The sequence below is a fragment of the Streptomyces sp. NPDC057565 genome (genome assembly GCF_042801455.1).
Lineage (GTDB): Bacteria > Actinomycetota > Actinomycetes > Streptomycetales > Streptomycetaceae > Streptomyces > Streptomyces yanii.
On sequence record NZ_JBHVFU010000004.1, the window covers coordinates 139622 to 163903 of the forward strand.

Consider the following 24282-nt stretch of genomic DNA (forward strand, 5'->3'; position numbering starts at 1 on the left):
GCCTCCGACCGCCGGACTCAGCCGACGCTCAGAACCCCAGCTTGCGCAGCTGCTTCGGGACCCACCCCCACGGCCACCCTCGCACCCCTCGGCCCTGGGGGCCTCAGCGGCATCGGGCGACTGCGCCGGCCTCCGACCGCCGGACTCAGCCGACGCTCAGAACCCCAGCTTGCGCAGCTGCTTCGGGACCCACCCCCACGGCCACCCTCGCACCCCTCGGCCCCGGGGGGCCTCAGCGGCATCGGGCGACTGCGCCGGCCTCCGACCGCCGGACTCAGCCGACGCTCAGAAACCCAGCTTGCGCAGCTGCTTCGGGTCGCGCTGCCAGTCCTTGGCGACCTTCACATGCAGGTCCAGGAAGACCGGTGTGCCGAGCAGCGCCTCGATGTGCTTGCGCGACTTCGTGCCGACTTCTTTCAGCCGCTTGCCCTTCGGGCCGATGATGATGCCCTTCTGGCTGGGCCGCTCGATGTACACGTTCGCGTGGATGTCGAGCAGCGGCTTGTCCGCGGGCCGGCCCTCGCGCGGCAGCATCTCCTCGACGACGACCGCGATCGAGTGCGGCAGCTCGTCGCGTACGCCTTCGAGCGCGGCCTCCCGGATCAGCTCCGCGACCATCACCATCTCGGGCTCGTCGGTGAGGTCGCCCTCCGGGTAGAGCGGCGGGCTCTCGGGGAGCAGCGGCGCGATCAGGTCAGCGAGAAGGTCGACCTGGCTGTCCTTCACCGCGGAGACCGGAATGATCTCTGCCCATTCAAGGCCGAGCTCCTCGCCGAGACGGGAGACGGCGATCAGCTGTTCGGCGAGCTGCTTGGAGTCGACCAGGTCGGTCTTGGTGATGATCGCGATCTTCGGGGTCTTCTTGATGCCCGCGAGTTCCTTGGCGATGAACTTGTCGCCGGGGCCGAGCTTCTGGTCGGCGGGCAGGCAGAAACCGATGACGTCGACCTCGGCCCAGGTGGTCCGCACGACGTCGTTCAGTCGCTCGCCGAGCAGCGTGCGCGGCTTGTGGAGGCCGGGGGTGTCGACCAGGATCAGCTGTGCGTCCTCGCGGTGCACGATGCCGCGCACCGTGTGGCGGGTCGTCTGGGGCCGGTTGGAGGTGATCGCCACCTTCTGGCCGACCAGAGCGTTCGTAAGGGTGGACTTGCCCGCATTGGGGCGGCCCACGAAGCAGGCGAAGCCGGCCCGGTGGGGGGCGTTGTTCTCAGCCTGCTGCGCAGCAGCTTCTGGGTTCGGTCGAGCGCTCATGGCGCCCATTGTCCCCGATCCCGGCGGCCCCGCCGCACAGCGGGCGGCCTGCTGTCGTCTCAGGCCCTACGGATGCGGCTCCGCCGGGCCCGTATCCACATCCCCGTACCGCCGCCGACGATCACCAGCAGGACCGCGGCCATCAACCAGGGCAGTGCGACGTACCGGGCGGCGGCGGACTCACGGGTGTCGCGGGCGCTCGCGGTCAGTTCGATCTCGCCCCATTCCAGCTGCGGTGCGTCGGCCCACTGCTCGGTCAGCCTGACCTCCTGGCGGGGCAGCAGCTCGGACGGGATCCTCTTCAGGTCGCGGGCGAGCAGGGTGCGGCCGAAGAGCCCCTGGGCCTTGAGGGCGACCTTGGGGTTGAGGGTGACGTTCCCGCGGTTGTGGAGGGTGTACGAGATGACGGCCCGGCCCTTTCCGGTGCCCGGGACGAGCGGCTGGGTGTGTTCGACGGTGACGTCGTCGACGGACAGCGCGGGCATCGTCGGTCCGTTGACCCGGAGATAGATCCGGGCGCCGACCGCTTTGCGGATGCCGACGGCGACGGCTCCCCGGTCGGCGGGGTCGATGCGTTCGTCGAGAGCGACGAGGGCGCCCGGGTGGTCGCCGGGCTCGGCGGTCTCCGGGAGGGTGACGGTGACCGGCACGGTGACGGAGCCGTGCGGTTTCACGGTGACCTTGTCGCGGCCGGTCCTCGCCCAGGCGCCGATGGAACGCTGCTTCTCGTCCGGGGTGCGGACGGCGAACCCGCCGTCGCGTTCGGTGTTGTAGGCATCGGCGGCATACAGCCGGAAGGTCAGCGGCTCGGCGGTCATGTTGGTGACGGTGACCTTGTCGGTGAGGGTGGCACCGGGGTCGGCGGAGAGATAGAAGTACGGGCGCTGCCCGTACTTCGTGGTGGCCGGGTAGACGGACCAGCTGCCGTTGTCGGCGGCATGGCCCACGGGTGCGCCGAACAGCAGCAGGACGGCGGCCAGAAGGAGTGCGTACAGCTTGCGCACGGTGCGGAACCCCCAGGGTGCTCGGTACGGACGGGGTGGGCCGGCCGGGTTCACCGCCCGGCCCACCGGTCGGTCGGGGACCGACGCTCAGGTGAGGGTGAGCGTCAGCACGCCGGAGTACGTGCCGGTCGCGGTGTACGCCGGTACGTCCAGGGCGAGCCGGGCGTCGACGGTGAACTCACCGCCGGTGAACGCCCCGTTCGGGGTGGACGCCAGGGTGGCGCCCGCACTGCCGACCGAGCCCTCGGACCCTGCGGCGCAGGTGCTCGGGCTCCCGGGCTTCGTCCCGCAGAGCGGGGTCCAGCTGAGCGCGGAGGCGCCGATCGTCGCACCGCCGGGGCCGCTGAAGTCGGTGACCTTGCCAGTCAGGGACCAGCCCGCGGGACCACCGCGGAAGTCCTGGACCGTCACCGTCTGCAGGGAGCCGCGGGAGGCGCCGCCCGTGCCGAAGTCGACCGCCGACATCTCGACGGTGTCGCCGGCCTGGGTCATGGACAGGGTGCCCGCCTTGACGGACGAGGTGAGTCGCTGGCTGTCGCCGGGGATCTCCCCGCCGCCACCGGTGACGGTGTACGCCTGCGGGCCCGCGCCCTTGTCGGCGTCCCAGCCGGAGCCCTCGTACGCGACGATGCCGGTGGTCGCCGGATCGTTGACGGTGAGCTGTCCGGTGAAACCGCCGTGGTTGTCGGCCGTCACCGTGACCGTGTCCGCGGTCTGGGTGCCACCGGCCCGGCCCGCCAGGGTGACGTTCGCGCCCGCGGTGAACTTCGATCCGGTCACGGTGACCGGGTCGCCCGCCTTGCCGGAGGCCGTACCGAGCTGGATGGCACGCTCGTTGACCTGGCCGCCGCCGTTCGTCGCGATGACCGTCTGGGAGACGGGGGCGGGCGGGTTCGTCACCGTGCAGGGGGTGTCCAGCTCCATGATGTAGCTGGTGTGGATGTTGTAGTCGCCGGGCGAGAGCGTGATCTCACCCGGTGCGGTGACCGTGAAAGCGCCCGTCATGGAGAAGGACGGGAAGTTGCCCTTGCCGGGTACGGGGTCGTTCTTCTTGGGACCGGCGACGGTGACGCTGCCGCTCTGGGCGCCGCCGACGGTGACCTTGCCGGTCGGCGTCATGATGTCGGCGGGCAGGGCCAGATCGACCGGGTTGCTCGCGGCCGGCTTGACCACGGTGTACGTGACGTTGACCGTGTCGCCCACCTTCGGGGCGGCGTTGTCGACGCTGATCTGCGCCGTCGTCGTCCCGTCGATCGGCGGGATGCCCGCGATGGCCGGCGGGATGCAGTGCGTGGGGAAGTCCACCGCGACGGAGGCCGCCGCCAGGGCCTGCGCGGGGCCTGCGAGCGCTCCTCCCCCGGTGACGACGAGCGCGGTGACGCCGAGCGCGGCGGCCCAGCGGCGCCTGCGGTCCGGGTGTCTTCGGGCGGCGGATCTTCGAATGGTCGGATGCGTGGTCGGACGCATGGAACCCCCTCCTGCGGGACGCGGCGCAGCGGCTCTTCTGCGCCGGCAGGGGGCCATTGATGACTCCGGTCGAAAAGAAGTCAATGGCAGCGAAATGCCCCGACTGATGGGCCATCAGATGCTGTCAAGATCCCTGCTCCCAGGGATCCTGACGACATCCGAGGTCAGCCGGCCGTCACACTGACCCGCACCGCGCCGTCCGGTCCGGCCAGCAGGACCGGGGTCTGCGGCCCGCCCAGGTCCCGTACCGCCGCGCGGTCCGCGTCCGACGGGGTCTCCGCCTCGGAGACGATCGCGGCCGCCTCCAGAGAAGTGGCGCCGCTGGCCACCGCCATCGCGACGGCGGTCTGCAGGGCGCTCAGCTTCAGCGACTCCAGCTGTACGGTGCCCGCGACATACGTACGTCCGGTCTCGTCCCGTACGGCCGCGCCCTCCGGCACACCGTTGCGGGCGCGGGCGCTGCGCGCCAGCGTGACGATCTTGCGGTCCTCGGGGCCGAGGTCGGTGCTCTCAGTCATGTGCCGAGCATACGAAGCGGACGGCCGGGGACCGCAAGCGCCCGCTGCTGGGAGTGCCGGCGACCGCACAGGGCGAACTGTTCGGGGGCGTGCGGACGGCGGTGGCGGCAGTCCTCCGCCACACGTGACGGGCCACGGCCGGCCCCCGTGGCGGTGGAGGAGCGGGCCCGGGGCGGCGCCCGGGGCGGCGCCCGGGGCGGCGCCCGGGGCCCGCTCTACCCCCGGTCCAGCCGCAGCCGCTCCGCCCGCGGCAACCCCGCCACCACCAAGTCGTACGAGTCCTCGATCAGCTCCCGCAGCAGGCGCCCCGGCACCCCCGACACCGTCACCGTGTTCCAGTGCCGCTTGTTCATGTGCCACCCCGGGGCGATCGCCGCGTACTTCTCCCGCAGCCGCACCGCATCATCCGGATCGCACTTCAGATTGACCGTGAGCGGCCGTGCGTCCAGCGTGCTGAGTGCGAACATCTTGCCGAGCACCTTGAACACCGAGGTCTCCGGTCCGAACGGAAACTCCTCGACGCTCGCGTTGAACTCCAGGCAGAACGCCCTCAACTCCTGCGGGGTCATTCCGCTGATGCCTCGTCCGGCACCACCGGCTCCACCAGCACCGTGACGATCTTGTTCCGGCGCCCCGCCGGGGACTCCGCGGTCAGCCGGAGCCGACGCCCGTCGGGAAGATCGACGACCGCGGAAGCCCCGGCGATCGGCACCCGGCCGAGCGCCTTCGCCAGGAGTCCACCGACCGTCTCCACGTCCTCGTCGTCGAACGCGTCGACCCCGAACAGCTCGCCCAGGTCGCCGATGTCGAGCCGGGCGGTCACTCGGAAACAGCCGTTCTCCAGCTCCTGGACGGGCGGGAGCTCACGGTCGTACTCGTCGGTGATCTCACCGACGATCTCCTCCAGGATGTCCTCGATCGTGACGATGCCCGCCGTGCCGCCGTACTCGTCGATGACGACGGCGACGTGGCTGCGGTCCTGCTGCATCTCGCGCAGCAGATCACCGGCGTTCTTGGTGTCTGGCACGAACGCCGCAGGACGCATCGCCGTGGAGACCGGATCGGCCTCCGACTCCCGGTTGATGTGCGTCTTGCGGACCAGGTCCTTGAGGTAGACGATCCCGACGATGTCGTCCTCGTTCTCCCCGGTGACCGGGATCCGGGAGAACCCGGAGCGCAGGGCCAGGGTCAGCGCCTGCCGGATCGTCTTGTACCGCTCGATGCAGACCAGGTCCGTCCGCGGCACCATCACCTCGCGCACCAGCGTGTCGCCGAGCTCGAAGACCGAGTGCACCATGCGCCGCTCCTCGTCCTCGATCAGCGACTCCTGCTCGGCGAGGTCGACCATCGCCCGCAGTTCCGCCTCGCTGGCGAACGGGCCCTTGCGGAACCCCTTGCCGGGGGTGAGCGCGTTGCCGAGGAGGATCAGCAGCTGGGGGATCGGGCCCATGATCCTGGCGAGCGGCAGCAGCACGTACGCCGCCGCCGTCGCCGTGTTCAGCGGGTGCTGCCGCCCGATGGTGCGCGGCGAGACGCCGATGGCGACGTACGACACGAGGACCATCACGCCCATCGCGACGGCCAGCGCCTCCCAGGTCTCCGGGAACTCCCTCAGGCACGCGTACGTGACGAGCACACCGGCCGACATCTCGCAGGCGACCCGCACGAGCAGGGCGACATTGAGATAGCGGGTCGGGTCGGCCGCGACCTGTTCCAGCTTGTCGCTGCCGCGCCGCCCGGAGCGCACCGCCTCGGCCGCCCGGAAGCTCGACGTGCGGGCGATGCCCGCCTCGGCGCAGGCCGCCAGCCAGCCGAACACGACCAGCAGGACGGCACCCAGGACGAGAGGGACGCTCACGAGACGGTGGGGGCGGGCGACGGACCGGTCAGGCCGTGCTCGGCGCGCCAGCCGTCCACGATCGCTGCCTGGAGACCGAACATCTCGGCCTTCTCGTCCGGCTCCTCATGGTCGTACCCCAGCAGATGCAGCACCCCGTGGACGGTGAGGAGCTGGAGCTCCTCGTCCATGGAGTGCCGGGTCTCCGCGTCCTCGCCCTGCTTCGTCGCGACCTCCGGGCACAGCACGATGTCCCCGAGGAGCCCCTGCGGGGGCTCCTCGTCGTCCTTCGCCGGCGGACGCAGTTCGTCCATCGGGAAGGACATGACATCCGTCGGACCCGGCAGGTCCATCCACTGGATGTGGAGCTGCTCCATGGCGTCGGCGTCCACCACGATCACCGAGAGTTCGGAGAGCGGGTGGATCCGCATCCGTGCGAGCGCATAGCGGGCGATGTCGAGGATCGCCTGCTCGTCGACCTCGGTTCCGGACTCGTTGTTGACGTCGATCGACATGGTGCGCTGCGACTACTTCCCGTTGTGGCTGTCTCGGTTGTCGTACTTCTCGTACGCGTCGACGATACGGCCGACCAGCTTGTGCCGGACGACATCCTGGGAGGTAAGCCGGGAGAAGTACACGTCCTCGACCCGGTCCAGGATCTCCTGGACCTGACGCAGGCCGCTCTTGGTCCCGTTCGGCAGGTCGACCTGGGTCACGTCACCGGTGACGACGATCTTCGAGTCGAAGCCGAGCCGGGTCAGGAACATCTTCATCTGCTCGGCGCTGGTGTTCTGCGCCTCGTCGAGAATGATGAACGCGTCGTTGAGCGTTCGTCCGCGCATGTATGCCAGCGGCGCCACCTCGATCGTGCCCGCCGCCATCAGCCGCGGGATCGAGTCGGGGTCGAGCATGTCGTGCAGCGCGTCGTAGAGCGGGCGCAGATACGGGTCGATCTTGTCGAAGAGCGTGCCGGGCAGGAACCCGAGCCGCTCCCCCGCCTCGACGGCGGGCCTGGTCAGAATGATCCGGCTGACCTGCTTGGACTGCAGTGCCTGGACCGCCTTCGCCATGGCGAGATAGGTCTTGCCGGTACCGGCGGGTCCGATGCCGAAGACGATCGTGTGCTTGTCGATGGCGTCGACGTAGCGCTTCTGGTTGAGCGTCTTGGGGCGGATCGTGCGACCGCGATTGGAGAGAATGTTCTGGGTGAGCACCTCTGCGGGTGTCTCGCCCTGCGGCTCCCCCTGCCCGTTGCCGCTCGCCCGGAGCATGGCGATCGAGCGTTCCACTGCGTCCTCCGTCATCGGCTGCCCGGTGCGGAGCACGAGCATCATCTCGTCGAACAAGCGCTGAATCAGGGCGACATCAGCTGCGTCACCCGTGGCTCGGATTTCGTTGCCCCGGACATGAATATCGGCCGCCGGGAACGCCGTTTCGATCACGCGCAGCAGCGAGTCGCCCGATCCCAGGAGCATCACCATGGGGTGTGCGGCCGGAATCATGATCTGGGCACGCGCCTGCGGCTGTGTGGGTGTCTGAGTCATGGGCCGGCCCTCGGGCCTGCACATACCTCCCGTTGCAGGGTTCTCGCCGCTCGACAACCTCTGGACTTCCAAGCCTACGACTCCGCACGGACAACACCGAGGGCTTTTTCGCACACGATGCGAACGCCTGTGCCCGTCTCACGCGAAGTGACGGAAGCCGATGGTCGGTACGGCCCGGCGCAGCGGCCACGGCCGGGCGGCGGCGGGAAGCAGATGCTCCAGGAACGCGTACCGCTGGAGGGCCGCCGGATCCTGCCCGTCGCAGGTGCGGACCCGCTGCCACCAGGCGGCGATCTCCGCCCAGCCCGGCGCCGACAGGGACCCGCCGAACTCCTGGACGGAGAGCGCCGCGGTCAGTCCCGCGAAGGCCAGCCGATCGGCCAGCGGCCAGTCCGCCAGGGTCCCCGTGACGAATCCGGCGACGAAGACATCGCCCGCGCCGGTCGGGTCGAGGGCCTCGACCTCGATAGCGGGCACCTCGGCGGTGACACCGGTCTCCGCGTCCACCGCGTAGGCGCCCTCCGCACCCAGCGTGACGACGGCGAGCGGCACCCGTTCGGCGAGGGCGCGGGCTGCGGCACGGGGGCAGTCGGTACGGGTGTAGCGCATCGCCTCCTCCGCGTTGGGCAGGAACGCCTGGCAGTACTGCAGGTCGGGAAGCGCGTCCAGGTCCCAGCGGCCGGTCTCGTCCCAGCCGACGTCGGCGAAGATCCGGGCGCCGTGCCGGGCCGCGACGGCGACCCAGGGCTCGCTGCGGCCGGGGGTCAGCGAGGCGATGGCGGCGCGGGCGCGCGGCGGGCAGCGCGGGAAGGCCCGGTCCGCGTGCGAGGGGGTGACGGGCGGCGGGGCCTCGTGTCCGTGCGAGACCATCGTCCGCTCGCCCTCGTACGCCATGGAGACGGTCACCGGCGAGTGCCAGCCGGGGACGGTGTGCGACATCGAGAGGTCGATGCCCTCGCCCTGTTCGAGGGCGTCCCAGCAGTACTCCCCGTAGTGGTCGTCGCCGAACGCGGCGGCGAGCGAGGTGTGCAGTCCGAGCCGGGCCAGTGCGGTGGCCATGTTGGCGACGCCGCCGGGGCTGGAGCCCATGCCGCGGGCCCAGGACTCGGTGCCGCGGACCGGGGCGCTGTCCAGCCCGGTGAAGACGATGTCGAGGAAGACCGTGCCGGTGAGGAACACATCGCAGTCCGGGTCCTGCGGGGCACGCAGCCCGTCCAGTGGGTCGATGCCTGGATTGTCTGTACTCACCTTGCACTCCCCGGTCGTGGCAGATCCGGCCAGTGTGCCCGATTCCCCCCTGCATCCGGGGTGGGTCCGCGCCGTCGCGCCGCGCGGGCGTGAGCGGGACCGGTGCCCGACGCGCCCCGGGTCCGCACACACCCACACTGACCTGCGTAAACATGCGCTGTTACCCGCCCCATATGGCGGCAAACACAAATGTGACCCAGATCACTCAGGGGCGCCTTTCGGTCGACTGTGCGCACTTGATACAAATTGGCCCGCGCGCACCGTCGCCGATCGACACCGACGAGTGCCACGTCCCCCTGCTGTACCTCCCCCCGCCTTCCCTGCCTCCTTCGGCATGTCTTCAGGAACGCCCATGTCCCCGCGCCCTCGCGCCGCGTGGCCCCTGGTCGCCGTGTTCACCGCCGGTTACCTCGCCGCCTATCTGCTTCCCACCATCGTCGGCCGGCTCTCCACCCATCTGGGCCTCAGCGCGGCCCAGGCGGGCCTGGTCGGCAGCGCACTCCTGCTGAGTTCGGCCACCGCCGGATTCACACTGGCGGGCCGGGTCGAGCGGTACGGGTCGCAGAGACCGGCGCGGGCCGGACTGGCCCTGGCCGTGGTGGGCTACGGCTGCGCCTCACTGGCCGGTTCCGTGCCCCTCGTGGTCATGGGCGCGGTGATCGGCGGGCTCGGCTCGGGTACGGCGACGGCAGTGGCCGCGGCCGGTATCGCCGCACAGCGCGATCCGCACCGGACCTCGTCCCTGGGCCTGCTGAGCGTCTCCGCGACCGCGGGCGCCCTCTACCTGACGATCCCTCACCTGGGTGGTGGCCATCGGCTGCCGTTCGCCTCGATCGCCCTGGTCGCCCTGCTCGTCTGGCCCGCCACCGCGCGGCTCGGCGGCTCGGCGCCCACCGGTTCGACGGCACCGGTGAGCGGCCGGCTGCCGCACCGCCGCTCCGGTCTGGTGCTGGCGGGCGGCATGCTCGTCTGGTCGATGGCACAGAACGCCCTGTGGGGGGTCAGCAGCCGGATCGGCGTGTCCCAGGCCGGGCTCTCGGAGGTCACCATCGGCGCGGTGTTCGCCGCCGCGCTCGGCGCCGGCCTGCTCGGCGTGACGGGCGCCGGAGTGCTGGGCGCCAGACTCGGCCGGGCCGTCCCGATCGGTCTCGGCACCGTGATCATCGCGGGCAGCATCGTGCTCAGCTCGTCGGCCGCCGGACTCGGCTCGTTCGCCACCGGCGAGATCGCGTGGAACACCGTCTACCCGGTGGTCCTGTCGTATCTGATCGGTCTGGCCGCGTCCCTGGACGTGCGGGGCCGCTGGGCGGTCCTCGCGGGCTCCGCGTCGTCCGTCGGCGTGGCCTGCGGCCCGGTCCTCGGCAGTGTGCTGTCCGAGACGGCCGGCTACCCGGTGATGGGCCTGATCCTGGGCGCCGTGACCCTGTTGGTCGCCGCCCCGGTCACGGCCGTCGCGCTGCACACCGGCGGCCGTCCGCTGGTGCCCGGCTCCGTCCGCCGCCGGGGTGGCGCCCCCGCGGCGCTGCTCGCCGCGACCACCGGCACGCTGTCCGGCGCGGTGCCCAGGATGGGCGCGCCGGAACAGGCCGTCACGGAGATCAGCATGCCCGCGCTGCGCCGCAGGCGCCTCGGCAGGAACGCGTTCCGGACGGCCGGTCCGTCGGGCGCGGACGGTCAGAGCCTGCCGGGTGACCTCTGATCGGGCGGACGAAAGTCACCCGGCAGGCCCTCAGTCGAACGCGTACGCCTCGACCTCCGACAGGTAGCGCGACCTGCGCTCCTCGTCGTGGTCGAGGAAGGCCGCCTCGAAGGAGTTCCGGGCCAGCGTGCGCAGCTGCTCACGCTCCAGTCCGAGCGCCTCGTGGACGGCATGGAAGGTGTCTCCGACGTATCCGCCGAAGTACGCGGGATCGTCGGAGTTCACCGTGCAGAGCAGCCCGGCGTCCAGCATCGCCCGCAGCGGGTGCTGCTCCAGGGTGTCGACGGCGCGCAGCCGTACGTTGGACAGCGGGCAGAGGGTGAGCGGCACCCGGTCGGCTACGAGCCGCTTCACCAGGTCCGGGTCCTCCAGGCAGCGCAGCCCGTGGTCGATGCGCTCGACCCCGAGGACGTCGAGCGCCTCCCGGATGTACTCCGGCGGCCCCTCCTCCCCGGCGTGTGCGACCTTCCGCAGCCCGAGCGCCCCGGCCGCCTCGTACACCTCACGGAACTTCGCGGGCGGATGCCCGACCTCCGCCGAGTCCAGGCCGACGGCGCTGATCCGGTGCAGGTACGGCTTCGCGGCGTCGAGGGTCTCCAGGGCCGATTCGGCGGACTGGTCGCGCAGGAAGCACATGATCAGCTGGGTGGAGATGCCATGGGTCTCCTCGCTGCGGTCGAGCGCCCGGCCGAGTCCTTCGACGACGGTGCCGATCGGGACGCCGCGGGCGGTGTGCGCCTGCGGGTCGAAGAAGATCTCCGCGTGGCGGACGCCCTGGGCGGCCGCGCGGGTGAGGTAGGCGTCGGCGAGCTGCTCGAAGTCCTCCTCGGTGCGCAGGACGGCCATCAGCGCGTAATAGAGGTCCAGGAAGGACTGCAGATCGTCGAAGAGATAGGCGGTGCGCAGCTCTTCGGTGTTCGCGTACGGCAGCTCCACGCCATTGCGCTCGGCGAGGGCGAAGGCCAGCTCGGGTTCGAGGGTCCCTTCGATGTGGAGGTGGAGTTCTGCCTTGGGGAGATGCACGGGTTGCTCGCTCACTCTTGCTGCCGGTTACTGCTGTTGTTGATGTCGGCTCGGGACGGGAACGCTGATCAGGTCCTGGGCGATGGTCAGTTCGCCCTCGAACCCGGCGGCGCGAGCCTGCGTGGCGAAGACATCCGGATCGCCGTACCGCTGCGAGAAGTGCGTCAGCACGAGATGCCGTACGCCCGCCTCCCGGGCCACCCGGGCCGCCTGTCCGGCGGTGAGATGGCCGTGGTCGGTGGCGAGCCGCTCGTCCTCGTCGAGGAAGGTCGACTCGATGACCAGCAAGTCGCACCCCTCGGCGAGCGTGTACACGCCGTCGCAGAGCCTCGTGTCCATGATGAACGCGAAGCGCTGTCCGCGCCTGCGCTCGGAGACCTCGTCGAGGCCGACGCCGCCCAGCGAGCCCTCGCGCTGGATCCGTCCGACGTCCGGACCGCTGATCCCGTGCTCGGCGAGCCGGTCGGGCAGCATGCGCCGCCGGTCGGGCTCGACGAGGCGGTAGCCGTACGACTCGACGGGGTGGGAGAGCCGGTGGGCGTGCAGGGTGTATGCGGCGGTCTCGACGAGGATCCCGTCGGCCGCGACCGGGGCTTCGGTCAGCTCGACGGATTCGCGGTAGGCGGTCGCGTACCGCAGCCGCTCGAAGTACTGCTGCCCGCTCGCCGGGTAGTGCGCGGTCACGGGGTGCGGGACCTGGTCGAGGTTGATGCGCTGGATCACCCCGGCAAGGCCGAGGGAGTGGTCGCCGTGGAAGTGCGTGACGCAGATCCGGTTGATGTCGTGCGCGGCGACACCGGCGCGCAGCATCTGGCGCTGGGTGCCCTCGCCGGGGTCGAAGAGGATGCCCTCGCCGTCCCAGCGCAGCAGATAGCCGTTGTGGTTGCGGTGCCTGGTGGGGACCTGGCTGGCGGTGCCGAGGACGACGAGTTCGCGTATGGACATGAGTGCGGCGGCCTGCGATTCGGGTGGTTCGGCGTTATCCGGGCGGCCACTGCATTCCGCGGCCGCCCAGGACGTGGGCGTGCGCGTGGAAGACGGTCTGCCCGGCACCGGCACCGGTGTTGAAGACGACCCGGTAACCGGTGTCGGTGATCTTCTCGTCGGCGGCGATGTGCCCGGCCTCGCGCAGTATGTCGGCGGCGATCTGCGGCTCGACGGCGGCGAGGGTGGCGGCGTCGCGGTGGTGGACGCGGGGGATGACGAGGATGTGGGTGGGGGCCTGGGGGTTGATGTCGCGGAAGGCGACGGTCGTCTCGGTCTCGCGGACGATGGTTGCCGGGACGTCTCCCGAGACGATCTTGCAGAACAGGCAGTCGGGCTGCGGTTCTCCCGCCATGGCCGGGCTCCTCGGTCGCGTGGTTGATCCGTACACGGGCATGCTATCGGGCGCGGTTGCCCCGTTCCCGAAACCGGGAGGCGGAGCCCCGGTCCTGGGAAGGGGCGGACAGCGGAACGAGGGCCTTTCCCCGGATCGGTCCGGATCCGGGGAAAGGCCCCGGCCCCCTACCCCGGCAGACCCGGTGCCGTCTTCGCCGGGCTTTCCGCGAGCCCCTCCAACGCGATCCGGATCGCCGCGTCCAGCTGCGGATCCCGCCCCGCCGCATGGTCCTGCGGCGCCATCACGACCTCCACATCCGGGTCCACCCCGTGGTTCTCCACACCCCAGCCGTACCCCTCCAGCCAGAACGCGTACTTGGGCTGCGTGACCAGCGTGCCGTCGACCAGCCGGTACCGGCTGTCGATGCCCACCACGCCGCCCCACGTCCGCGTACCGACCACCGGCCCGATCCCGAGCGCCTTGATCGCCGCGTTCACGATGTCGCCGTCCGAGCCGGAGAATTCGTTCGCCACGGCGACCACCGGACCGCGCGGCGCGTCCCCGGGGTAGCTGTACGGCTGCATGCCGCGCGGCAGGTCCCAGCCGACGATGCGGCGGGCCAGCTTCTCCACGACCAGCTGCGACGTGTGACCGCCACGGTTCTCGCGTACGTCCACCACCAGCCCCTCACGGGCCACTTCGACCCGCAGGTCCCGGTGGAGCTGCGCCCAGCCGGAGCCGACCATGTCGGGGACGTGCAGGTAGCCGAGGCGCCCGCCGGAATGCTCGTGCACGTACGCCCGTCGGTCGGCCACCCACGCGTGGTACCGCAGCGGCTCCTCGTCCGCGGTCGGCACGACGACGACATGACGCAGGTTGCCACCGTCCGCCGGCGAGACGGTCAGCTCGACCGGCTTGCCCGCCGAGCCGGTGAGCAGCGGCCCGGGCCCGGTCAGGGGGTCGATCGCCTGCCCGTCGACGGCGAGGATCGCGTCCCCGGCGCGGACCGCGACGCCGGGCGCGGCGAGCGGCGAGCGCGCTGCCGGGTCGGACGTCTCGGACGGCAGGATCCGGTCGATGCGCCAATGGCCTTCGTCCGTGCGGGAGATGTCGGCCCCGAGCAGCCCCTGCCGGCTCGCGTCGTCGTGCCGGTCGCCCGGCGGCGTCACATACGCGTGCGAGGTCCCGAGCTCCCCCTGCACCTCCCAGAGCAGGTCGACGAGGTCGTCATGGGTGGCGACGCGCGCCAGCACCGGCCGGTAGCGGTCGAGGACGCCCTCCCAGTCGACGCCGCCCATGTCGGGCCGCCAGAAGTTGTCGCGCATGATGCGGCCGGCCTCGTCGTACATCTGGCGCCATTCGGCGGCCGGTTCGACGATCCGGCGGATCCGGGAGAGGTCGACGGCGACGTTGTTGTCGCTGCCGCCGTCGTGGTCGTCGTCGGAGCCCGCCGGGACACGGCTGTCGGCAGGTACGACGCGCAGCTTGCCCCGGGTGTGCAGGACCAGCCGCCTGCCGTCGCCGCTGACGGCGAACCGGCTGACATCGGAGGCGAGTTCGTCGCTGTGCAGCTTCTCCAGGTCGTACCGCTCCAGGACGGTCTCCGGTCCCCGGGAGTCCGGTGTCGCCCCTGCGGTACCGAGCACGCCCGTCACCGGGTGCCGCAGCCACAGCAGTCCGTCCTTCGCCGCGCGCAGCGAGGAGTAGCGGGCGGCCTCGACGGGCAGCGGCACGATTCGGTCGGCGAGCCCGTCGAGGTCGATCCGGGTGACGGGCAGCGCGGTGGGGTTGTCCTGCTCTGCGTCGCCGGAGCTCTTCTCCTTCTCGGCCGGGCGGCCGTGGCGCTGCGGCCCGAACGGGGAGGGCGTGGTGGCGGCGAGCGTCAACAGGTGCGGCCGGCAGGCGCCGACGAAGGCCAGGTCGAAGACGTGTGCGTCGTAGACCGGGTCGAAGGCCCGCTCGGAGAGGAAGGCGAGGTGCTTGCCGTCCACGGTGAACGCGGGGGCGTAGTCCCGGAAGCGGAGCGGCGTGGCCTCGGCGACCGACAGATCGGCGAGGTGCGCGAGCTTGAGCTGGCTCAGCGGCTCGGGCCCGGGGTGGGACCAGGCGAGCCATGCCGAGTCGGGCGAGAAGACCAGCCCGGAGGCGTCGCCGTGCTCGCTGCGGTCGACCTCGTGGACCTCGCCGCTCTCCCGCTCGACGATCAGGATCCGGCCGTCGTGCGAGGCGACGGCGAACCGGCTGCCGTCGGCGGCCGCCGCCAGGTCGAGCACCCTGCCCAGCCGGCCGGCGGCCAGTCGGCGCGGTGCGGTGCCCGGAGCGGTTCCGGTGGCGGGTGCGCACTCCAGGGCATCGTCGCCCTCCGCGTCGGTGACCCAGACGACGTGCTGATCGCCCTCGGCCTGGAAGGTACGGGGCAGTCTGGCCCGTACCCCGGGTTCGACGGCCAGTGCGCGGGCCGGGCCCTCGCGATGGGTGACCCAGTGGACGGCGCCGCGCGTCCCGACGGCGCTGCCGCGGCCGGTACGGTCCGGGGACGCCGAGTCGAGGTGGCTCCCGGCGTGCACGGAGTGCGGCTGGAGGTCGGCACGCTGTCCGCCGAGGCGGATGTCGAGACGGCGGGGTTCGGCCCCTTCGAGGTCGTCGAGCAGCCACAGTTCGCCGGCCGAGGCGTAGCTGACGCGGGTGCCGTCGGTCGTCGCGTGGCGGGCGTAGAAGCCGTCGACCTCGGTGTGCCGACGCAGGTCGGAGCCGTCGGGGAGCGAGGAGTAGAGCGCGCCGACGCCTTCGTGGTCGGAGAGGAAGGCGAGACGGTCGCCGACCCACATCGGGCATTCGATGTTGCCGTCGAGGCCCTCGTGGATCCGCACGAAGTCCGCGACGCCGTCAGGCCCCTGGCCTTCGCCGGGTGCCTGCGCGAGCCACAGCTTGCCCGCCGTGCCGCCTCGGTAGCGCTTCCAGGTGGCGGCCTCGCGCCCCATGGTGGCGGAGAGCAGCAGGACCCGTCCGCCTGGTCCGTACGCGAGGGAGCCGACCGGTCCGTACGGCAGGGTCCGCGCGGGCCCGCCGTCGACCGGGACGGCCCGGGCCCAGCTGCGGCGGAGCGACACCTGCCCCTGGGTGCTGGTGACCAGAACGTCGCCCTCGGGGGTCCAGCCGCGTACGGTGGTCCGCGCGTCGCCCCAGTAGGTCAGCCGCTTCGAAGGGCCTCCGTCGACGGGGGCGAGATGCACCTCGGGGGCGCCGTCCCGAGTGGATGTCCAGGCGACGTGGGTGCCGTCGGGCGATATGTGCGGCTGGCGAACGGGCCGGTTGTCGGCGCTGACCCGCCAGGCCCGGCCGCCGTCGAGCGGCGCCAGCCAGACATCGTCCTCAGCGGTGAAGGCGATCAATTCGCCCTGGACATGGGGGTACCGGAGATAGGCAGGCTGTGTCACATCGATCACCCTAGGCCGCGGTCGTGCTCCGGGGAACGGGGTTGGCCGGAGTCCGCCCCCGTCCGCGTGTCGGATGCACTCACTTGCCCTGGGCATACTCGGTCACCGTGACGGTCACGGTGACGGTCGGCCGGGCGCCGCCGCCACCGCCCGTCGGCGGTGTCACGCCGCCGGTCGAGGGGGCGGCGTCACAGTTCCCGAGCACATCGGCCCGCAGGACGGTCCTGTCGCCGACCTTCCCGGTCAAGTCCCCCCGCACACAAACCCCGTTGACCTCCTTCGTGACCTTGCCGACGAGCGTGACGTCCTTTCCGCCCGCGGTCCGGCCGCGGCAGTCGACGTGCGCCACCTGCCGCACGGACGCGGACGGCGACGGCGAGGACCGCGTCGTACCGCCGCCCTCGACCTCGGCCGTGCAGTTCAGCCACCGCACATCGACCCCTTTGCGCTCCAGCGCCTCGGTGCCCGCTCGGTCGGTGGTCAGGGCGACGGACGCGGAGTTCAACCCGTCGATCGGCTCACAGGCGGCGGCCCCCGCAACCGCCGCACCGACGAGGCACAGTACGGCCGGAATGCGATGGGTCCGGCCGCGACCCCATGGACTCGATGCCCTCAATGTCCCCATACGTGGCAGCGTCCCACCACTCCCCCATGGTGCGGTAGACCGCTTGCAGCCACACCGGGCATGCTGTATACGGTCGTTACGCCCAGCGGCCGGTGCGTCCCAGCAGCAGCGCCGTCGCCGCGGTGCCCGCCGTCGAGGTGCGCAGGACGCTCCGGCCGAGCCGGCAGGTCCGGGCGCCCGCCTCGGCGAAGGTCGCCAGTTCCTCGGGCGACACACCGCCCTCCGGGCCCACGACCAGGATGATCTCGCCCCCTGCGGGCAGTCCGACGGTGGCCAGCGGCTCGCTGTCGTACCCCCGGTCCTCGTGCAGGACGGCGGCGAAGTCGGCTGTGGCCAGAAGTGCGGCAACCTGTTTGGTCGTCAGCGCGTCCGTCACTTCCGGGAATCGCACCCGGCGCGACTGCTTGCCCGCCTCGCGGGCCGTGGTCCGCCACTTCGCGAGGGCCTTGAGACCGCGGTCGCCCTTCCACTGGGTGATGCAGCGCGAAGCCTGCCACGGCACGATCGCGTCGACGCCCGTCTCCGTCATCGTCTCGACGGCGACCTCGCCGCGGTCGCCCTTGGGGAGCGCCTGGACCACGGTGATGCGGGGCGTGGGACGGGGCTCCTCGTGGACCGTGCAGAGGTCCGTCACCACCAGCCGGTCCTTGCCCTCGGTGGCCCGCACGATCCCTTCCGTCCACCGGCCGTGACCGTCCGTCAGGACGACGTTCTCACCGGCCTGCAGCCGCTTGACCGAAACGGCATGCCGCCCCTCGGGGCCGTCCAGGACGAACTCGGGCCCGGCGGGGACCTGTTCGACGACGAAGACCGGTGCGGTCACTGCGTGCTCCTTGTGCTCAGTGCCGCTTGTGCGGCGTCCAGTTCTTCGGCGAGCAGCTCGACCAGCCGACCGGCCGGCAGCTCGCGCGCCATGCGGTGGCCCTGGCCCGCCCACAGGGCCATGCCCTGCGCGTCCCCGGCCTTGGCCGCGGCCTTGCGCAGCCCGCTGGTGACATGGTGCACCTGCGGGTAGGCGGCGGGGGCGTACGGGCCGTGCTCGCGCACGAAGCGGTTGACGAGGCCGCGGGCGGGGCGCCCGGAGAACGCCCGGGTCAGGGCCGTCCCTACGAACAGCGGGTTGGTCAGCGCCTGCTTGTGCAGCAGATGGGCGCCGGACTCGGGGCAGACCAGGAATGCCGTGCCGAGCTGCGCCGCCTCCGCGCCCGCCGCGACGACCGCCGCGATCTGGGAGCCGCGCATGATGCCGCCGGACGCGATGAGCGGCAGCTGGACGGTCTCCCGGACCTGGGCCACCAGGGAGAGCAGCCCCGTGCCGGTGTCGTCGGTCTGCGGGTCGTCGCGATGGGTGGACTGGTGGCCGCCCGCCTCGACGCCCTGGACACAGATCGCGTCGGCGCCCGCCCACTGGGCGGCTTGGGCCTCCTCGGACGAGGTGACCGTCACGACGGTGTACGTACCGACTCCGGCGAGCGCGTCGAGGGCGTCGCGGGTGGGGCAGCCGAACGTGAAGGAGACCACCGGAACGGGGTCCTCCAGGAGGATCGCGAGTTTGGCCTCGTAGCCGTCGTCACCGCTGGAGTCCGGGTCGCCGAGCGGGGTCTCGTACCAGGCGGCCTCACCGGCGAGCTGGTGCCGGTACACCTCGACGGCGCTCGGGTCGGCGAGGTTCGGCTGCGGCATGAAGAGGTTGACGCCGAACGGCTGGCCGGTCATTCTGCGCAGCTGTTTGATCTCGTTGTACATGCCGTCCGCCGTCTTGTACCCGGCGGCCAGGAAGCCGAGCCCACCGGCTTCGGCAACGGCCGACACGAGCTGCGGACAGGACACGCCGCCCGCCATCGGGGCCTGCACGACCGGATACCGGTAGAGATCGGTCAACGCGGATGACATGACCGCATCGTGTCACGTCCGGTGCACCCTGCCGAATCAGCCACGGCACGGCCGGAGCGGTATACGCGGAACGCCGTAGCGCCCGCCGGTCCGGGGACGGGCGGGCGCTACAGCGCAAGGGAAAAGCGGGGTGCGGACGGTCCTCAGCGACCGTTGAACGCATCCTTGAGGCGGGAGAAGAGTCCCTGCTGCCCTGGCTGGAACTGACCGGTGGGCCGCTCCTCGCCACGCAGCTTCGCCAGCTCCCGCAGCAGCCGCTCCTGCTCCGGGTCCAGCTTCGACGGGGTCGTCACCTCGACGTGCACGATCAGGTCGCCGCGTCCGCCGCCCCGCAGATGCGTGATGCCGCGGCCGTGCAGCGGGACCGACTGGCCGGACTGGGTGCCCGGCCGGATGTCGACCTCCTCCAGACCGTCGAGCGTCTCCAGCGGCACCTTCGTGCCGAGCGCGCCCGCCGTCATGGGGATGGTGACCGTGCAGTGCAGATCGTCGCCGCGTCGCTGGAACACCGGGTGCGGCAGCTCATGGATCTCGACGTACAGGTCGCCGGCCGGTCCGCCACCGGGGCCGACCTCGCCCTCGCCCGCGAGCTGGATGCGGGTGCCGTTGTCGACACCGGAGGGGATCTTCACGGTGAGCGTGCGCCGCGAACGGATGCGGCCGTCGCCGGCGCACTCCGGGCACGGCGTCGGCACGACCGTACCGAAGCCCTGGCACTGCGGGCAGGGCCGCGAGGTCATGACCTGGCCGAGGAACGACCGGGTGACCTGGGAGACCTCGCCGCGGCCGCGACACATGTCACAGGTCTGGGCGGAGGTGCCGGGTGCGGCGCCCTCGCCGCTGCAGGTCGTACAGACGACGGCCGTGTCGACCTGGATGTCCTTGGTGGTACCGAACGCCGCCTCGGCGAGATCGATCTCCAGCCGGATCATTGCGTCCTGGCCTCGCCGGGTGCGCGACCGCGGTCCGCGCTGCGACGCCGTGCCGAAGAACGCGTCCATGATGTCGGAGAAGTTGCCGAAGCCACCCTGTCCGAATCCGCCCGCGCCACCGCCGCCGGAGGCGGACAGCGGGTCACCGCCGAGGTCGTAGACCTGCTTCTTCTGCGGGTCCGACAACACCTCGTAGGCGGCGTTGATCTCCTTGAACCGCTCCTGGGTCTTCGGATCGGGGTTGACATCCGGATGCAGCTCGCGTGCGAGCCGCCGGAAGGCCTTCTTGATCTCGTCCTGAGATGCGTCGCGGCGCACGCCGAGAACGGCGTAGTAGTCCGTGGCCACTTACGACTCCGCCAGGATCTGTCCGACGTAACGTGCCACTGCGCGTACCGCTCCCATCGTTCCGGGGTAGTCCATGCGGGTCGGTCCGACCACGCCGAGTTTGGCGACTGCCTCGTCGCCCGAACCGTAGCCGACCGCGACGACGGACGTGGAGTTGAGCCCCTCGTGGGCGTTCTCGTGCCCGATACGTACGGTCATGCCCGAGTCCTTGGCCTCGCCGAGCAGCTTCAGCAGCACGACCTGCTCCTCCAGCGCCTCCAGCACCGGCCGGATCATCAGAGGGAAGTCGTGCCCGAAGCGGGTGAGGTTGGAGGTGCCGCCGATCATCAGCCGCTCCTCCGTCTCCTCGACGAGGGTTTCGAGCAGGGTGGAGAGCACGGTGGACACGGTTCCCCGGTCCTCGCTCTCGAAGGATTCCGGCAGGTCCTGCACCAGCTGCGGGACGTCCGAGAACCGGCGTCCCACGACCCGGCTGTTGAGCCGGGCCCGCAGATCGGCCAGAGAGGTCTCACCGAACGGCGCGGGACAGTCGATCATGCGCTGTTCGACCCGGCCGGTGTCCGTGATCAGCACGAGCATCAGCCGGGCGGGCGCCAGCGACAGCAGTTCCACATGCCGCACCGTGGACCGGGTCAGCGAGGGGTACTGCACGACGGCGACCTGCCGGGTCAGCTGCGCGAGCAGCCGTACGGTGCGGCCCACGACGTCGTCGAGGTCGACCGCACCGTCGAGGAAGTTCTGGATGGCCCTGCGCTCCGGCGACGACAGGGGCTTGACCCCTGCGAGCTTGTCGACGAAGAGCCGGTAGCCCTTGTCCGTCGGGATGCGACCCGCGCTGGTGTGGGGCTGGGCGATGAAACCCTCGTCCTCCAGCACAGCCATGTCGTTGCGGACGGTGGCCGGGGAGACCCCCAGCTTGTGCCGCTCGGTGAGCGCCTTGGAGCCGACGGGCTCCTCGGTGCCGACATAGTCCTGGACGATGGCGCGCAGCACTTCGAGTCTGCGTTCGCTGAGCATGGCGCACACCTCCAGCTGTGTTTCCTCGGTGGTTCTGGTCGATCTCCGGCGATTCCTGGCACTCGATGCGTACGAGTGCCAGCGATCCCCCGCCAGTGTACGGCGGCCGGGTGGGGCCCTAGCAAGGGCGACCGGCCACGCTACCCCGAGACTGTGCAGGTCGTTGCCGATAGCGTCTCCGCATGGACGCGTCTTGGGAAGACTTCGGCTGGGAGCGACTGGGCAACGGTGTGGGCCGTCGGAGGCTCCCCGGGTGGGATGCCACGGTCGCACTGGTGGTCGGAGCGGAGGCGGTCCTGCTCTTCGACACGGGATCGACGCTGCGCGAAGGGGTGGAGATACGGACCCAGGTGCAGGCCATGACCGGCCGGAGGGTGACGCATATCGCACTCAGTCACCCTCATTTCGACCATGTGCTCGGCACCGCGGCATTCGCCGGGGCCGAGGTGTACGGCGCGATCGGCACGGCCGCTCTCCTGACCGGCAGTGCGGACGAGTTGTACGCCGACGCGGTACGCCAGGGGGTGTCCGAGGAGGACGCGGCGCAGGCGGCGGAAGTCCTGGTGGCACCGCACCACCAGGTGTGCGACGCATGGACGCTCGACCTGGGCGGCGGCCGCCAGGTGCTGCTGGCGAACGTGGGCCCCGCCCACAGCGGCCACGATCTCGTCGCCCTCGTGCCCGGCTCCCCGGCCGTGGTCCTCTGCGGCGACCTGGTCGAGGAGTCGGGCGAACCGCAGGCGGGCCCGGACGCGATCCCGTCGCGCTGGCCGGCCGCGCTGGACCGGCTGCTGGCGCTGGGCGGCGAGGACGCCATTTACGTACCCGGGCACGGGGCCGTCGTGGACGCGGCGTTCGTACGGGCACAACGCGACCGGCTGTCCGCAGCCTTCGGCGTGTCGTGACCGGTTCCCGTCCTATCGTCGTCCGATGCGCAGCTACCACCCGGACCTGACCCCGCCCTGGAAGAAGTCCGCTCCCGTCCCCGAGGTCCCCGCCGAGCCCGATCTGGTCGTGGAGGAGGTCTCCACCGGATTCTGCGGTGCGGTGATCCGCTGCGAGAAGACGGCGCAGGGCCCGACGGTGACCCTGGAGGACCGTTTCGGCAAGCATCGGGTGTTCCCGATGGAACCGCGCGGCTTCCGCCTGGAGGGCCGCGTCATCACCCTCGTACGCCCCTCGGCGACCGGCCCGGCCCGCCCCGCCCGCACGGCCTCCGGTTCCGTGGCGGTCCCCGGGGCGCGGGCCCGGGTGGCGCGGGCGGGCCGGATCTACGTGGAGGGCAGGCACGACGCGGAGTTGGTCGAACGGGTCTGGGGCGACGACCTGCGCATCGAGGGTGTGGTGGTGGAGTACCTGGAAGGCATCGACGACCTCCCGTCCATCGTCCGCTCGTTCGCGCCCGGCCCGGATGCGCGACTGGGCGTCCTGGTCGACCACCTGGTCCCCGGCTCCAAGGAGTCGAGGATCGCGGCCGAGGTCACCGACGCGAACGTGCTGGTGGTGGGCCACCCGTACATCGACATCTGGGAGGCGGTGAAGCCGGCGTCGGTGGGCATCGACTCCTGGCCGGTGGTGCCCCGCGGCCTGGACTGGAAGACGGGCGTGTGCCGGTCTCTCGGCTGGCCGGAGAACACGGGCGCCGCGTGGCAGCGCATCCTGTCGACGGTCCGCTCGTACAAGGACCTGGAGCCGGCGCTGCTGGGCTCGGTGGAACACCTGATCGACTTCGTGACGGCGCCTGCCTAGTGCCCGTCCGGCGACCGACGACCGGGGGCCGGGGTGGAGCCCCCGGTTCCGGGAAGGGGTGGGCAGGGGGATCAGGCCCGCCGCAAGCGCACCCGTACCCCCGCGCCCCCTCAGTCCACCAGGTCCCTGACCACCGCATCCGCGAGCAACCGCCCCCGCAGAGTCAGCACCGCCCGCCCCTCCGCATAGGGCGCCGCCTCCAGCAGCCCGTCTTCCACCGCGCGCCCCGCCGCTGCCAGTCCGGCGGGCGCCAGCAGCGACAGCGGACACCCGTCGACCAGCCGCAGCTCCAGCAGAATCCGCTCGACCCGCCGGTCCTCCGCCGACAGGATCTCCCGCCCCGCGCCGGGCGACCGCCCCTCCGCGAGCGCCTGCGCGTACGCGCCGGGATGCTTCACGTTCCACCAGCGCACCCCGCCCACATGGCTGTGCGCACCCGGCCCGGCCCCCCACCAGTCGGCGCCCCGCCAGTACAGCTCGTTGTGCAGGCACCGTCCCTCCACCGTCCGGGCCCAGTTCGACACCTCGTACCAGGAGAAGCCGGCCGCGGCCATGGCCTCGTCAGCGATCAGATACCGGTCGGCGTGGACGTCGTCGTCCGTCATCGGAACCTCGCCGCGCCGGATCCGCCGCGCCAGCTGCGTGCCCTCCTCGACGATCAGCGCGTACGCGGACACATGGTCCGGCCCCGCTCCGATCGCCGCGTCCAGCGAGGCCCGCCAGTCGTCGTCGGACTCCCCGGGCGTGCCGTAGATCAGGTCGAGATTGACGTGCTCGAAGCCCGCCTCCCGGGCCTCGGCGACACACGCCTCGGGCCGCCCCGGCGTATGCGTACGGTCGAGGATCTTCAGCACGTGCTGCCGGGCACTCTGCATCCCGAACGAGATCCGGTTGAAGCCGCCTTCCCGCAGCTCCGCCAGATACGCCGGGTCGACCGACTCCGGATTGGCCTCGGTGGTGATCTCGGCGTCGTCGGCGAGCCCGAACTCGTCACGGATCGCCGCCAGCATCCGTACGAGATCCCCGGCGGCCAGCAGCGTGGGCGTACCACCGCCGACGAACACCGTACGGACCGGTCGCGGGTCGTCGCCGAGCACCTTGCGGGCCTGGCGGACCTCGCCGATCAGATGGGCGGCGTAGTTGTCACGCGAGGCCAGCGCACCGCCCGACCCCCGCAGCTCGGTCGCCGTGTACGTGTTGAAGTCGCAGTACCCGCAGCGCGTGGCGCAGTACGGCACATGCAGGTAGAAACCGAGCGGCCGGTCGGCGGCGCCTTCCAGGGCATGACGGGGCAGCGCCCCGTCGTCGGGCACGGGCTCACCATCGGGCAGTACGGAAGGCATACCGTCCATTGTCACTCGTCGCCGGT

Annotated in this window: 22 protein-coding genes; 3 read left to right on the plus strand and 19 right to left on the minus strand. The window is 71.4% G+C overall.

Going from position 1 to position 24282, the window contains the following annotated elements; all coding sequences use genetic code 11:
* Positions 1-285: 285 nt before the first annotated feature.
* The 9 genes from era to ACFU8W_RS10760 form a co-directional block, all read right to left on the minus strand.
* On the minus strand, positions 286-1260 hold the full coding sequence (gene era / locus ACFU8W_RS10720) for a GTPase Era (protein ID WP_345519385.1): 975 nt from the start codon (positions 1258-1260) through the stop codon (positions 286-288).
* A 50-nt stretch (positions 1261-1310) separates the two neighbouring features.
* The gene (locus tag ACFU8W_RS10725) at positions 1311-2255 is read right to left on the minus strand and encodes a WxL protein peptidoglycan domain-containing protein (protein ID WP_384034584.1); all 945 of its coding nucleotides are present in this window, start codon (positions 2253-2255) and stop codon (positions 1311-1313) included.
* Positions 2256-2342: 87 nt separating this feature from the next.
* On the minus strand, positions 2343-3722 hold the full coding sequence (locus ACFU8W_RS10730) for a beta-xylosidase (RefSeq protein WP_384034587.1): 1380 nt from the start codon (positions 3720-3722) through the stop codon (positions 2343-2345).
* A gap of 164 nt (positions 3723-3886) precedes the next feature.
* Positions 3887-4240 carry a hypothetical protein gene (locus tag ACFU8W_RS10735; protein ID WP_037697728.1) on the minus strand — a complete coding sequence of 118 codons (354 nt, stop codon included), beginning with the start codon at positions 4238-4240 and terminating at the stop codon, positions 3887-3889.
* Between the two features lie 215 nt (positions 4241-4455).
* Complete coding sequence (locus tag ACFU8W_RS10740; protein WP_384034590.1) at positions 4456-4809, minus strand: MmcQ/YjbR family DNA-binding protein; 354 nt, start codon at positions 4807-4809, stop codon at positions 4456-4458.
* Entirely contained in the window at positions 4806-6098 is a 1293-nt protein-coding gene (locus ACFU8W_RS10745) for a hemolysin family protein (RefSeq protein ID WP_384034593.1), read from the minus strand. Before ACFU8W_RS10745 ends, ACFU8W_RS10740 begins: the two co-directional genes overlap by 4 nt.
* Positions 6095-6592 (minus strand): rRNA maturation RNase YbeY, encoded by a 498-nt coding sequence (gene ybeY / locus ACFU8W_RS10750; RefSeq protein ID WP_384034595.1) that lies wholly within the window; start codon positions 6590-6592, stop codon positions 6095-6097. The genes ACFU8W_RS10745 and ybeY overlap by 4 nt, the downstream gene beginning before the upstream one ends.
* A gap of 12 nt (positions 6593-6604) precedes the next feature.
* On the minus strand, positions 6605-7621 hold the full coding sequence (locus ACFU8W_RS10755) for a PhoH family protein (protein WP_345519370.1): 1017 nt from the start codon (positions 7619-7621) through the stop codon (positions 6605-6607).
* Between the two features lie 138 nt (positions 7622-7759).
* Positions 7760-8869 (minus strand): PfkB family carbohydrate kinase, encoded by a 1110-nt coding sequence (locus tag ACFU8W_RS10760; RefSeq protein ID WP_345519368.1) that lies wholly within the window; start codon positions 8867-8869, stop codon positions 7760-7762.
* A 352-nt stretch (positions 8870-9221) separates the two neighbouring features.
* Between ACFU8W_RS10760 and ACFU8W_RS10765 the strand changes: the two genes are divergently transcribed.
* On the plus strand, positions 9222-10568 hold the full coding sequence (locus ACFU8W_RS10765) for an MFS transporter (protein ID WP_384034599.1): 1347 nt from the start codon (positions 9222-9224) through the stop codon (positions 10566-10568).
* Positions 10569-10598: 30 nt separating this feature from the next.
* Here the strand turns inward: ACFU8W_RS10765 and ACFU8W_RS10770 are convergent, their stop codons facing one another.
* The 9 genes from ACFU8W_RS10770 to hrcA form a co-directional block, all read right to left on the minus strand.
* On the minus strand, positions 10599-11591 hold the full coding sequence (locus tag ACFU8W_RS10770; protein WP_384034602.1) for an adenosine deaminase: 993 nt from the start codon (positions 11589-11591) through the stop codon (positions 10599-10601).
* A 27-nt stretch (positions 11592-11618) separates the two neighbouring features.
* The gene (locus ACFU8W_RS10775; RefSeq protein WP_345519362.1) at positions 11619-12536 is read right to left on the minus strand and encodes a ribonuclease Z; all 918 of its coding nucleotides are present in this window, start codon (positions 12534-12536) and stop codon (positions 11619-11621) included.
* Positions 12537-12570: 34 nt separating this feature from the next.
* The gene (locus ACFU8W_RS10780) at positions 12571-12930 is read right to left on the minus strand and encodes a histidine triad nucleotide-binding protein (protein WP_266985817.1); all 360 of its coding nucleotides are present in this window, start codon (positions 12928-12930) and stop codon (positions 12571-12573) included.
* Between the two features lie 167 nt (positions 12931-13097).
* The gene (locus tag ACFU8W_RS10785; RefSeq protein WP_384034607.1) at positions 13098-16349 is read right to left on the minus strand and encodes a S41 family peptidase; all 3252 of its coding nucleotides are present in this window, start codon (positions 16347-16349) and stop codon (positions 13098-13100) included.
* A 79-nt stretch (positions 16350-16428) separates the two neighbouring features.
* Positions 16429-16854 (minus strand): hypothetical protein, encoded by a 426-nt coding sequence (locus ACFU8W_RS10790; RefSeq protein WP_384034610.1) that lies wholly within the window; start codon positions 16852-16854, stop codon positions 16429-16431.
* Between the two features lie 196 nt (positions 16855-17050).
* Positions 17051-17797, minus strand: a complete 747-nt coding sequence (locus tag ACFU8W_RS10795) for a 16S rRNA (uracil(1498)-N(3))-methyltransferase (RefSeq protein WP_384034613.1) — start codon at positions 17795-17797, stop codon at positions 17051-17053.
* On the minus strand, positions 17794-18867 hold the full coding sequence (locus tag ACFU8W_RS10800; RefSeq protein ID WP_384034616.1) for a nitronate monooxygenase: 1074 nt from the start codon (positions 18865-18867) through the stop codon (positions 17794-17796). Before ACFU8W_RS10800 ends, ACFU8W_RS10795 begins: the two co-directional genes overlap by 4 nt.
* A gap of 143 nt (positions 18868-19010) precedes the next feature.
* Complete coding sequence (gene dnaJ / locus ACFU8W_RS10805) at positions 19011-20147, minus strand: molecular chaperone DnaJ (RefSeq protein ID WP_345512775.1); 1137 nt, start codon at positions 20145-20147, stop codon at positions 19011-19013.
* Entirely contained in the window at positions 20148-21164 is a 1017-nt protein-coding gene (hrcA, locus tag ACFU8W_RS10810) for a heat-inducible transcriptional repressor HrcA (RefSeq protein WP_266985805.1), read from the minus strand.
* A 182-nt stretch (positions 21165-21346) separates the two neighbouring features.
* Here hrcA and ACFU8W_RS10815 point away from each other — a divergent pair, with 182 nt between their 5' ends.
* A complete protein-coding gene (locus ACFU8W_RS10815) occupies positions 21347-22069 on the plus strand; it encodes an MBL fold metallo-hydrolase (protein WP_384034621.1) in 723 nt (240 codons plus the stop codon).
* A gap of 25 nt (positions 22070-22094) precedes the next feature.
* Positions 22095-22913 carry a DUF3097 domain-containing protein gene (locus ACFU8W_RS10820; protein WP_384034624.1) on the plus strand — a complete coding sequence of 273 codons (819 nt, stop codon included), beginning with the start codon at positions 22095-22097 and terminating at the stop codon, positions 22911-22913.
* A 110-nt stretch (positions 22914-23023) separates the two neighbouring features.
* On the opposite strand, the gene hemW is transcribed toward ACFU8W_RS10820, so the two are convergent.
* Positions 23024-24256 carry a radical SAM family heme chaperone HemW gene (gene hemW, locus ACFU8W_RS10825; protein WP_266985799.1) on the minus strand — a complete coding sequence of 411 codons (1233 nt, stop codon included), beginning with the start codon at positions 24254-24256 and terminating at the stop codon, positions 23024-23026.
* Positions 24257-24282 lie beyond the last annotated feature (26 nt).